The sequence below is a fragment of the Petrachloros mirabilis genome (assembly GCF_975968855.1).
Genome location: NZ_CDLUDY010000158.1, coordinates 1 through 10945, shown reverse-complemented (window position 1 = coordinate 10945; position 10945 = coordinate 1). Strand labels below are relative to the sequence as shown.

Annotated in this window: 11 protein-coding genes, 1 tRNA gene and 1 pseudogene; 11 read left to right on the top strand and 2 right to left on the bottom strand. The window is 55.8% G+C overall.

The genetic code is table 11. The features are described from left to right. A partial coding sequence (locus ACWVCN_RS06360; RefSeq protein WP_455244719.1) for a S1C family serine protease occupies positions 1–411 on the bottom strand: 411 nt, incomplete at its 3' end. 134 nt (positions 412–545) lie between these two features. Then, positions 546–1802, bottom strand: coding sequence for a sigma-70 family RNA polymerase sigma factor (locus ACWVCN_RS06355; RefSeq protein WP_455244718.1), 1257 nt, complete (start codon positions 1800–1802; stop codon positions 546–548). Between the two features lie 437 nt (positions 1803–2239). Between ACWVCN_RS06355 and ACWVCN_RS06350 the strand changes: the two genes are divergently transcribed. The 11 genes and pseudogenes from ACWVCN_RS06350 to ACWVCN_RS06300 all read left to right on the top strand — a co-directional run. Then, positions 2240–3109, top strand: coding sequence for a tRNA (adenine-N1)-methyltransferase (locus tag ACWVCN_RS06350; RefSeq protein WP_455244717.1), 870 nt, complete (start codon positions 2240–2242; stop codon positions 3107–3109). Next, the gene (locus tag ACWVCN_RS06345; RefSeq protein WP_455244716.1) at positions 3106–3867 is read left to right on the top strand and encodes an SDR family NAD(P)-dependent oxidoreductase; all 762 of its coding nucleotides are present in this window, start codon (positions 3106–3108) and stop codon (positions 3865–3867) included. The genes ACWVCN_RS06350 and ACWVCN_RS06345 overlap by 4 nt, the downstream gene beginning before the upstream one ends. 45 nt (positions 3868–3912) lie before the next feature. After that, on the top strand, positions 3913–4767 hold the full coding sequence (locus ACWVCN_RS06340; RefSeq protein WP_455244715.1) for a shikimate dehydrogenase: 855 nt from the start codon (positions 3913–3915) through the stop codon (positions 4765–4767). Continuing rightward, positions 4764–5282: a shikimate kinase gene (locus ACWVCN_RS06335; RefSeq protein WP_455244714.1), complete on the top strand. Its 519-nt coding sequence runs from the start codon at positions 4764–4766 to the stop codon at positions 5280–5282. The genes ACWVCN_RS06340 and ACWVCN_RS06335 overlap by 4 nt, the downstream gene beginning before the upstream one ends. 60 nt (positions 5283–5342) lie before the next feature. Then, a tRNA-Arg gene (locus ACWVCN_RS06330) sits at positions 5343–5419 on the top strand. 199 nt (positions 5420–5618) lie between these two features. Then, positions 5619–6098, top strand: coding sequence for a hypothetical protein (locus ACWVCN_RS06325; RefSeq protein ID WP_455244713.1), 480 nt, complete (start codon positions 5619–5621; stop codon positions 6096–6098). Positions 6099–6178: 80 nt separating this feature from the next. After that, a complete protein-coding gene (locus ACWVCN_RS06320; protein ID WP_455244712.1) occupies positions 6179–6652 on the top strand; it encodes a GlcG/HbpS family heme-binding protein in 474 nt (157 codons plus the stop codon). Positions 6653–6749: 97 nt separating this feature from the next. Further along, on the top strand, positions 6750–7664 hold the full coding sequence (locus tag ACWVCN_RS06315; RefSeq protein ID WP_455244711.1) for a heme-binding protein: 915 nt from the start codon (positions 6750–6752) through the stop codon (positions 7662–7664). Positions 7665–7801: 137 nt separating this feature from the next. After that, positions 7802–9424, top strand: a complete 1623-nt coding sequence (locus tag ACWVCN_RS06310; protein WP_455244710.1) for an SMP-30/gluconolactonase/LRE family protein — start codon at positions 7802–7804, stop codon at positions 9422–9424. After that, on the top strand, positions 9421–10431 hold the full coding sequence (locus ACWVCN_RS06305; protein WP_455244709.1) for an SMP-30/gluconolactonase/LRE family protein: 1011 nt from the start codon (positions 9421–9423) through the stop codon (positions 10429–10431). The genes ACWVCN_RS06310 and ACWVCN_RS06305 overlap by 4 nt, the downstream gene beginning before the upstream one ends. A 65-nt stretch (positions 10432–10496) precedes the next feature. Next, positions 10497–10945 (top strand): annotated as a pseudogene (locus ACWVCN_RS06300) (MGH1-like glycoside hydrolase domain-containing protein); the annotation flags it as partial.

Below are 10945 nucleotides of genomic sequence, written 5' to 3'. Positions count from 1 at the left end.
TACAGGAGTGAGCGTCGCGGGAATCAAATCTTTTGCATTGATCTTGACCAGCGCGAGATCGAGCAAGAAATCCCGTGCGACCACGCGACCAGGAGTCAGTCGGCCCGTTGCCAGTCCGACCACGATGCTTTTCGTGCCGGTGACCAGATGGTTATTTGTGAGGATGTAGCCGCTTTCGTCGATAATAACTCCGGATCCCGAGCCCGACTGTGCCTGGGAAGGGCTTGCCGGCACGCCGCGTGTTAGAATGGTTACCACAGAGGGGCGCACCTTCTTGACGACGTCCGGAACCGTGAGAGATTTATCTTGTTCGGCTGCTGTCGCGCACGAGATCCAGTGGGTGGCAAAGGAGGAGAAGAGGAAGAAGACCGAGAGAAGAAAGATGGGTCGAGCTATCCGCTGAGCGTTCATGAGCCTCATTTGATCAGTCGTACCCATTCTCGCATAACTTACTTGTGCAGGAAAAGCGTTCGACAAACACAAAGGGGGCGAGGATCGCTCCCCGCCCCCTTTAATGTGATCGCGTCTCTTCTTACCGAAGAGCGTTACTGAATCGCGGCAAACATTTCCTTGATGGCCGGAGTTTTCAGTTTCTTCAGCGCCTTTGCCTCGATTTGCCTGATTCGCTCCCTGGTAACGGACAGGCTTTGGCCAACCTGTTCGAGCGTTGAAGGCTGGTCATATCCGATTCCGAATCGCAGGCGGATCACCGTTTGTTCCCGCGGCGTCAGGGTCTCGAGAATTCGGTCGAGTTGATTCGTCATTTCTGTCCGATGCACATGGGCATCCGGTGGCACGGCCTGCGAATCTGGAAGAAGCTCCCCGAATTCCGTTCCGCCGTCTCCGACCGGATGTTCCAACGCCACCGGCTCTTGAAAGGCTTGGACCGTCTCATGCAACCGCTCAGGCCTCATCCGGAGCACACTGGCGATCTCTTCAAGCTTGGCAGGCCGGCCGAGCTGTTGTCCCAATCGCCTCGTTACTCGCTGGATCCGGTGAGATGCTTCCGTCTGGTGTACCGGAATGCGAATAGTTCGAGACTGGTCGGCAAGAGCTCGCGTAATCCCCTGTCTGATCCACCACGTGGCGTAGGTGCTGAACTTGAACCCCTTACGATATTGATATCGCTCTGCCGCCTTCATGAGGCCGATGTTGCCTTCTTGGACCAGATCCAAAAGGGTCAAACCTCGGTGGGTGTAGTGTTTTGCGACGTCAACGACGAGGCGGAGATTGCAGCGGACCAACTCATCCTTCGCCTCCTCGAGGCTGGCTCGTGCCTGTCGTACAGTTGCGAGCGACGACTTCAGCTGCTTAATGACCGAGGCCGGTAACTTTCGTGGACCGCTGGCCATCTTGATAAGGCTGCGCAAGCTTTCCTCGACCTTATCCAGCGCGGTGGCAGACAACCCGCTCAGGCGCCGTACCATCTGGATGGTCTGTTGCGCTTCTTGAACACCATCAGAGCGCCGTGCACGCGACAATTGTCTCGACACATTGAGCAGGGTCTTTTTGATCACGGTCGATCCCTGATCGATGCGCTTGGCCAGCGCAGTCTCTTCCTCTCGGGTCAAAAGAGCTCGTTCGCCGAAGGACTGAAAATACAGCGACTCGAGCAGGAAGGGGCTGTTCCCTAAGGCCTGACGCTTAGCTGCCTTGCCTGTGTCTTTTCTTGTTTCGCCTTCCGTCGAGTCCCGGCCGATCATATCCAGGAGGTCGCTGTCTTCCGAATGATCGGTATCGGTGTCTTTCAGCGGCGGCGACTTCTTGGGCGTATTTTCGGAAGTGAACAAGTCGTTTTTCATGAGATCATTCCTCCTCTGACACAACCGTCACACGGTCCTACAGGCTACCGCACACAGATAGACCTACTTTCATGAGAGGCAATAGCTCGCCGAAAAGATTCATCCACAATAAATAAATCTGCGCGCGCAGTCTGTACTGGTATATACGGAGCAAGTCCCATGCTGGATGGATCATGAGAGGGAAGGTGAGCGGATCGCACTGAAAATGCGCGACTATTAAAATTCATTAATGAGAAAGGAGGCATGAAGTTTGAGGCAATCGTGCTGCGGCTGTGTAGGTTCTGAAAGAGGATTGGCGCTGATTTGCCACACTGAGACGATGTCGAGTGTGTGACAACAGCTGACGAGTCACAATCGTCGCGAAATCGCGTGCCTCGCAATGAAGAACTCGCCGCGCGGTTGAAAACCCTATCAGGCGCTTCTAGAATGGGCGTCCCATGTCGCAACTTCAGAACGGTGAGCGGATACATTTGGTAGATCAGAAAGGGCGTCACTACGCGCTCACGCTCAAAGCAGGCGATCGGTATCAACTGAGCGGCCACAAGATTGACCATGATGAATTAATAGGCAAGCCGGATGGTTCGATCGTGGTTTTGTCGGGCGGCAAATCGATGATCGCGCTACGTCCCACTTTCGGAGAATACGTCCTCAAAATGCCGCGCGGCGCACAGGTGCTTTATCCAAAGGATCTTGCGCTGATTCCGATGTGGGCCGATGTCTATCCTGGGGCACGGGTCTTCGAAGCGGGAACCGGATCCGGGGCACTGACCATGGCACTGTTACGGGCTGTCGGCCCACGTGGTCTTGTCGTGACCTATGAAGCCCGTGAGGATTTTGCGCGAACAGCCATGACAAATATCGAACGGTATATGGGTAGTGTCCCGAATCTTCATCCCTTCAGAAAGAATGTCTACGAAGGAATCGATCTGCTCGACGACGGGATACCGTATGACCGACTGGTACTGGACCTTCCGGAGCCATGGCGGGTCGTGTCCCACGCGGTGCATGTCTTACGGTCCGGGGGAATTTATCTGAGCTTTGTGCCGACCGTGCCGCAAGTCCAACAAACAGTGGAGGCCCTTGAACGGACGACACAGTTCGGGATGATAGAAACGTTCGAAACCCTGTTACGAACCTGGTCGATTCAGGGTCGCAGTGTTCGACCGGATCACCGCATGGTTGCTCACTCCGGTTTTTTGACTGTTGCGAGAAAAGTCGAGGCGGGATTCTTCCCGTCAGGCCGCGCGACCAAACCGGAGCCTGACGATGCGGACACCGTTGAGACAGGAAGGGATGACACGCGATGAATCGATTGGAAGGAAAAGTCGCCGTCGTCACCGGAGGTAATGCAGGAATCGGTGAGGCCGTGGCAAAACGATTTGCCGAGGAGGGAGCGGCGGTTGTGCTGACAGGCCGTCGGCAACAAGAACTCGATCGAGTCGTAAGTGTTATTCGGCATGACAAGGGCAAAGCGCTGGGCGTGACCGGATCCGTAACGGACGAGGCGCATGTCCAAGATGTCGCGAGGAAGGCGCTCGACAGTTTCGGACGAATTGACATCCTGGTCAACAATGCCGGGATCGGGGATTTTGGCAAACGCCTTCACGAAACGGACGACGCCACGTGGGACAATGTGTTGGACGTCAATTTGAGCGGCGTGTTTCGCATGACGAGGGCCATCGTCCCGCAGATGATGAAACAAGGATGTGGTGCGATCATCAATGTGTCGTCCGTGGCGAGTCTGGTCGGTATCCCTGGTCTTCCGGCGTACACGGCGTCCAAGGGCGCTCTTGATGCGCTGACACGCGCCGTAGCGGTGGACTACGCACAGGATGGAATCCGTTGCAATGTGGTGAATCCCGGTTTGGTCGATACGCCGATGGCAGCTCCGTTGATGGCAGATCAGGACCGGCTCCAACCCATCCTTACGCAATATGCGATCAGACGGCCCGGTTCGGCCGATGAGATCGCCAACTTGATTCTGTACTTGGCTTCCGATGAGGCAACTTGGGTCACGGGTGCAACATTTCGTATCGACGGAGGGATGACCGTCTATAAAGGATAGGGTAATCGGCTATCCATAAATAGGTAGACGTCTGGAAGAACACAGATGGATATCAACGCGCGCACACAATTCTGCGGGGTCATCGGCAACCCGGTAGAGCACTCTCTCTCCCCCGCTATTCACAATGCCGCATTTCAGAAGTTGGGTCTCAACTTCGTCTATCTGGCCTGGCAAGTGGAAATGATCGGTGACGCGATCAAGGGGCTCCGAGCCTTGGGGAATTTCCGCGGTGCCAGCGTGACCATCCCTCACAAAGTGACGGCTGTCCCGTTTCTCGATGAGGTCGAATCCACGGCTCGTCACATTGGAGCGATTAATACGATCGTCTCCAATAAGGGCAACTTGACCGGATACAACACCGATGCAACGGGTGCATTGCGCGCTCTCCGTGATGGTGGCGCAGCGGTAAAGGGGCAGCGGGTCGTCATGCTTGGATCGGGTGGAGCGGCACGAGCCATCGCGTTTGCATTGGCAGCGGAGGGAGCCATCGAGCGATTGGATCTTCTCGGGATTGATGAGCAGGAGCGAAAGACCTTGGCCGACGATCTGCGTTCAAGAACTGCGCTGTCGGTTCATGATGCACAGCTCAATGAAGATAGCTTGAAGCAGGTGCTGGGGAATTCTCAGGTGCTGATCCACTGTACTCCCATTGGGATGTCACCCAAGGTAGGAAACAGTTGTGTGCCTCCGCGGCTCCTGCATCGGGGACTCACCGTAATGGACATCGTCTACAATCCACGCGAAACCCAATTGCTCAAAGATGCCAAGGCGGGAGGTTGCACAGTCATTCCCGGCTTGGAAATGTTCCTCCATCAAGCTGCTGCGCAATTCGAGTTGTGGACGAACCGGCAGGCCCCCACCGATGTCATGCGGACCGTCCTGGAAGCCCGTTTTTCATGAACCTCGTGCTCATCGGATATCGCGGAACAGGGAAAAGCACGGTTGGGAAAGTGCTGGCGAAACGCCTTGGCCGGGAACTCGTCTCGACTGATAAGGAGATCGTCAAACGCGCGGGGCGATCGATTCCAGAAATTGTGCAAGAGAAAGGATGGGAGTATTTTCGCGACCTGGAGTCCGATGTCTGTCGGGAATTGGCAGGACGAGATAATCTGGTGATCGACACGGGTGGAGGGGCAATTCTAAGGCAAGGCAACGTTGAGGTTCTCAAACGGAACGGGACGCTGTTCTGGCTGACCGCATCAGTTGACACGATTGCTAGCCGCATTGGCGGCGATACCCAGCGCCCCTCACTGACAGGTGAAAAATCTTTCATCGAGGAGATCGAAGACGTGCTCCGTGAGCGAACTCCAAAATACCAGGCCGCCGCCGATCACGTACTGTCTACTGATGGACGATCTATTCAACAACTTGCGAGCACCCTCCTCGAGTTGTTCCATCCCACCGGCGCGCGTTGAATCGGCTCGCCATCGTTTTTCTTGACAATCTCTCACTGTAAGTGTTTGAAATAGCGTCGTGCGCTCGTAGCTCAGTTGGATAGAGCGTCGGCCTTCGAAGCCGCAGGTCGCAGGTTCGATTCCTGCCGAGCGCACCATATTCTAACCGCTGCCCTGTCCCTGCCAAAATATCCAATACCTTACCATTGGAACGAGTAGCGATGGACCACCGCTCTTGCCCGCTTCTGTAAGAAGTCCTTCAGCTCCACGACCAAGGATCAAAGCCAAACAAGTGCGCCAGGCTGAGAAATTCCAGCCAGAAGCTCACTCTAATACACATTCACTAAGGAGGAAGTTATGCGATCGAAGTCATGGTTCAAGACGGGCCTGCTGTCCATGGTTGGAGCCATAGGGTTGTTCGCGGCGTCAAGCGGATTTGCCGCTGACCTGCACACCACAAGCAAGTTTGAAGGCGTGAAGGCCAACAGCGGCACCGCCAGTCATGCGCGGTCCGGGGCCAATGACACGCTGACATGGTCGGAGGATTTTAAGATCCCGGACACTCCCGCGCCTCATTGGCAGGTTGTCGACACGAAAGGGAACGTCTATCTCTTGAATCGCCTCGCCATCAAAGGCGACAAGCAGAACCGGACGATCGCGCTACCGGCCTACGTTCATGACGTGGCCAAGGTGCAGATCTGGTGCGCATTCGCTGAAGTGTTGTTGGGCGAAGCGTCATTCCCGAAGCCCATCATGACAGCATCCGGCGAACGGATGCGCAACGAGATGAGAGCCGACAGTGGCATGAAGCACGACAGCATGGCGATGAGTCACTGACGTCTGTCCATCAGCAGTCGGCCTTCAACTTCTCCAAGAGTTTGGAGGCTGACAGCTGAATGGCAGGGAGGGGAATTACGATGTGGAAAATGCTCGCCGTTACCATCGTGCTTTTGGTTGCGGCAACCGCAAAAGGCCAGCTTCTAGAAAAGAAAGCTCTGACGCTCGAGGCTGCCAAGAAGATTGCGGCGGCGGCCGAACGAAAGGCGCAAGAGGAAGGTGCTCGGGTTGTCATTGCCATCGTCGACGAGAGCGGGTCACTTTTGCTTTTGGAACGACTGGACGACACACAACTTGCAAGCGTGAATGTCGGCATCGACAAGGCTCGTACGGCTGCGATTTATCGACGCCCGAGCAAGGTATTCGAAGATCAGGTGAAAAACGGACGCGTGTCGACACTGGCTCTCCACGGTGCAGTGGCACTGCAAGGCGGCGTGCCGCTCATCGTCGAGGGGAAAGTCATCGGCGGGATCGGTGTGAGCGGAGAGACACCGCAACAGGACGAGAGCATTGCTTTTGCCGGCGCTGCCGTCGCGACTTCGCTCAACAAATAGGAGCCTCGGAGGCGCCATTCTCCAGACACCCGCATTTTAGGAGATCCTGAATGCAAACCATTGAAGCCGCCGCACACTGAGAACAAGGAGAAGGCTCATGCGATACCTCACACCTACAATCTCAGGCCTGGTGATGGTCTTACTGGCTTCTGTCACATATGCCGAATCGGTCTCCGACAAGCAAGGCCTCACACTCGACGGAGCGAAGAAGGTCATTGCAGCAACTGTGGCAGAAGCCAAACGCGTCAGCGCACCGGGTGGCTCAATTGCCGTCGTCGATGAAGGCGGAAATCTACTAGCGCTCGAACGATTGGATCAAACTTTTGCCGCGAGTGCCAACATCGCCATCGGCAAGGCTCGCACCGCGGCCCTTTTCCAGAAGCCGACCAAAGTATTCGAAGATGTCATCAAGGGAGGCCGTACCTCGATGGTGACGCTCGGTGGCGATCTCCAGAACTTCACCCCGCTGCAAGGCGGCGTTCCCCTGGAATGGGAAGGCAAAGTTGTCGGCGCGATCGGCGTCAGCGGAGCGGCGAGCGCACAGCAGGACGAGGAATTAGCCATCGTTGGCGCGAAGGCCCTCGGCTCAATGGATATGGCCCACATGAGAAACGGCCGCAGCCCCTTCCCCGTCACCTACATTGAAAGCCAAACAGTCGCGGCTTCCTTTACAAAGGGCGCGGTCCTGGTCGGCGAAGATGAGAACATGATGCATGCGTCACGGAACTATATGGTGCACGCGAGCCATCGGGACAAGCCCGGTGTCGTGGAAATCCACGAGTTCGACACGGACATTGTTTACGTCTTGAAGGGATCGGCCAAGCTTATTACCGGTGGCACACCGGTCGGAACGAAGACAATCGCGCCCCACGAATTCCGTGCGCCCACCGTCGAAGGCGGCGAAGCCCGGACGCTTGTCCCCGGTGATGTTGTGATTATTCCCAACGGCGTGCCGCATTGGTTCAAAGAAGTGGAAGCGCCGTTCGATTATTACGTCGTCAAGGTGCGGTAGCGGTCGTTGAGTTGGGCTCTGAGCTTGTACTACGTAAGATCTCGAAACATCCTCGTTGGATGCACGTAGTTGAGGACGCTCCGAGCAGCCCGAAGAAGAATGTGATTCTGTCCGAAGGGCATAAAGAAGGGAAGAAGATGAAGACATCGGTGTTGTTGGCAAGCATCCTATCACTGTTTTGCGTGTCATGGTCGCACGGACAGGTGACCACTGATGCGCCGGGCGGGAAGCCGGATGCGATCGTGGATCTGATGACTGATGAAGGCATAGCTGTGGTCAAGGGACAATGGCGATCCCATACCGCAAAGGTCGTTGACGTCGATCATCACAGTCCTGGAACAGACCTTGGGCCATCCGGTCCGCCGAACCGTACGCAGGACATCGATGTGCATGCCGGCTCCGCAGACTTCGATGATTCGAAGTGGGAGCAGATCACACCAGCCCAGCTCGAAGAGCGGCGCTCCAGCGGGCGCCTTTGCTTCAACTGGTATCGGACAAGCATAACGATTCCCGACAAGATCGGCTCATTCGATGCAACCGGCTCGACTGTCGTCTTCGAGATTTCCATCGACGACTATGCGGAAGTCTGGGTGGACGGCAAACTGCCGCTCGTCTTGGGCCAGCCAGGCGGCCAGCTCATCAAAGGGTTCAATGCGCCGAATCGCGTAGTCATCACCCGCAGCGCCAAACCCGGCCAGAAGATTCAACTCGCCGTCTTCGGCATCAACGGGCCGCTGTCTAATCCGCCTGGAAATTTCATTTGGGTCCGGTCCGCTACGCTCGATTTTTACAAGAGCAGCCAGATTGGGCCAACTCAATTTGTGAAGACCGAGATTGTGAAAACCGATCCAGTACTCGACCGTATCGTGACGCCAGGAACCCGTCTAGAAAAACTCGCTGGTGGCTTTCTCTTCACCGAGGGGCCCGTCTGGGTCCCGTCCACCGCCAACACACCGGGATATCTCCTCTTCAGCGACCCCAACGCCAATACGATCTACCGTTGGTCACCTGAAGGGCAGGTATCCGTCTTTCGAACCAAGAGCGGCTATAGCGGATTCAACGTTGGTGAATATCATCAACCAGGCTCCAATGGATTGACGTTGGACAAGAGGGGCCGCCTCACAATCAATCAACATGGCAACCGCCGCGTGATTCGCGTCGAACCCCGCGGCAATGTCACGGTGCTGGCTGACCGTTATGAGGGAAGACATCTGAACAGTCCAAACGATCTCGTCTATCGCTCCGACGGATCGCTCTTCTTTACCGATCCTCCATTCGGGTTGCCGAAGGTCTTCGACGATTCTCGCAAGGAACTACCCTACAGCGGCGTCTATTGTGTGAAAGAAGGTGATGTGAAGTTGGTCAGCACCGATCTCGATGCGCCGAATGGCATCGCCCTCTCGCCGGACGAGAGGACCCTCTACGTGAACAATTGGAATGACAAACGTAAAGTGATCTTGCGTTACGACGTGAATCAAGATTGCACGCTCTCGAACGGCCGGCTGTTTTTCGATATGACGAATGCGCCAGGCGACGATGCACTCGATGGATTGAAGGTCGATCAGGAAGGCAACGTCTATTCGACTGGACCCGGTGGCCTCTGGATCATTTCACCTGAAGGCAAACAGCTGGGTCTTATCAAGGGTCCGGAAGATCCCCACAACATGGCTTGGGGCGATGATGACAGCAAAACGCTCTACGTTACCGCGCTTACCGGAATCTATCGCCTTAGAATGAATATCGCCGGAGTGCGTCCATGATTTCCGCCTGTGTACGACTCGCCACGGTAGTTATACTGTTGGCTCTGCTCCATGTTTCTGCCGTGTGGGCCGAGATGGTCTCCGCCACCATCATCAGCCTTGATTCTCGATTTGATCGGCTCGTGCCGAAGGATGCCAAGCTCGAGAGAATCGCCGATGGATTCACTTGGGTTGAGGGACCCGTATGGCACAAACAAGACGGGTATCTGCTTTTTTCCGACATTACGGCGAACGCTGTCTATCAGTGGAGACCCGGCAAGGGAGTGATCCCCTTTCTCGAGAACAGCGGCTATAGCGGATCGGTGCCTTTCCCCGGGAAAGAGCCCGGCTCCAACGGATTGACGTTTGATGCAGAGGGGAGGCTTGTCTTGTGCCGCCACGGCGACCGCCAGATCGGGAGATTGGAGCCGGATCGCCGGGTCACGCCCCTGGCGACTCATGTTGACGGATATCGGATCAACAGCCCGAATGATCTGGTCTTCAAATCCAATGGAGACTTATATTTCACCGATCCTCCATTCGGACTGCCCGGCGTCTTTGATGACCCGCAAAAGGCCCCTGTACAAGGTGTCTACAGGGTGGGAAGAGACGGAACCGTCACTCGTCTTATCTCAGACATCAAAGCACCGAACGGGATCGCCTTTTCACCGGATGAAAAAACGTTATATGTCTCCGACGTCGATCCAAAACGAGCGGGCTGGTTGGCCTATGAAGTGAAGCCCGACGGGACCCTGACGAACGGGCGCGTCTTCTTCGATGCTACCCCCTGGCGAAAAGATCCGTTCTTCGGGCCGGACGGATTCAAAATCGATCAGCATGGCAACATCTTCGGCGCCCGGCCGGGAGGACTTAGTGTCATTGCCCAGGACGGTACATTGCTCGGGACGATTGAAACCGGTCAACCGACTTCGAACGTAGCTTGGGGTGAGGATGGCCGGACGCTATTTATTACCGGCGGATCCTCCGTCTATCGCCTCCGCTTGACGACGGCAGGAGCTCGGTACTAGCCTGATGTAAGTTCTACTGCCTCCCAACGACTCAAATCCTGTAAGACACTTTCAGAAGGAGTCGTATGGCTACCGAAGATCCATCTGCTGTCCCATCCCTTCACTCACTTCTGGCTGAGCAGCAACGGCTTGAAGCAGACGCAGCGCGAAAGGAACATTGGAAACGTTGGGGCCCCTATTTAAGTGAACGGGCATGGGGCACAGTGCGCGAGGATTACAGTCCTTACGGCAATGCCTGGGAATCATTTCCGCACGACCACGCCCGTTCCCGCGCCTATCGTTGGAACGAAGATGGCCTCGCCGGAATGTGCGACCGTCACCAATACATCTGTTTTGCCATCGCTCTTTGGAACGGCCGGGACCCTATCCTCAAGGAGCGGGTTTTCGGGCTAACCGGCAACGAGGGTAATCACGGCGAAGACGTGAAGGATTATTACTTTTACCTCGATTCCACTCCGACACATTCCTACATGAAGTTTCTCTACAAGTACCCCCAGGCAGAGTTCCCCTATGC

Bases quoted from the DNA above. Each gene is read 5' to 3' on its own strand.
- ACWVCN_RS06320 (WP_455244712.1), top strand. From the start codon at position 6,179: ATGTGGAAAATGCTCGCCGTTACCATCGTGCTTTTGGTTGCGGCAACC.
- ACWVCN_RS06340 (WP_455244715.1), top strand. From the start codon at position 3,913: ATGGATATCAACGCGCGCACACAATTCTGCGGGGTCATCGGCAACCCG.
- ACWVCN_RS06325 (WP_455244713.1), top strand. From the start codon at position 5,619: ATGCGATCGAAGTCATGGTTCAAGACGGGCCTGCTGTCCATGGTTGGA.
- ACWVCN_RS06335 (WP_455244714.1), top strand. From the start codon at position 4,764: ATGAACCTCGTGCTCATCGGATATCGCGGAACAGGGAAAAGCACGGTT.
- ACWVCN_RS06350 (WP_455244717.1), top strand. From the start codon at position 2,240: ATGTCGCAACTTCAGAACGGTGAGCGGATACATTTGGTAGATCAGAAA.
- ACWVCN_RS06355 (WP_455244718.1), bottom strand. From the start codon at position 1,802: ATGAAAAACGACTTGTTCACTTCCGAAAATACGCCCAAGAAGTCGCCG.
- ACWVCN_RS06345 (WP_455244716.1), top strand. From the start codon at position 3,106: ATGAATCGATTGGAAGGAAAAGTCGCCGTCGTCACCGGAGGTAATGCA.
- ACWVCN_RS06310 (WP_455244710.1), top strand. From the start codon at position 7,802: ATGAAGACATCGGTGTTGTTGGCAAGCATCCTATCACTGTTTTGCGTG.
- ACWVCN_RS06315 (WP_455244711.1), top strand. From the start codon at position 6,750: ATGCGATACCTCACACCTACAATCTCAGGCCTGGTGATGGTCTTACTG.
- ACWVCN_RS06305 (WP_455244709.1), top strand. From the start codon at position 9,421: ATGATTTCCGCCTGTGTACGACTCGCCACGGTAGTTATACTGTTGGCT.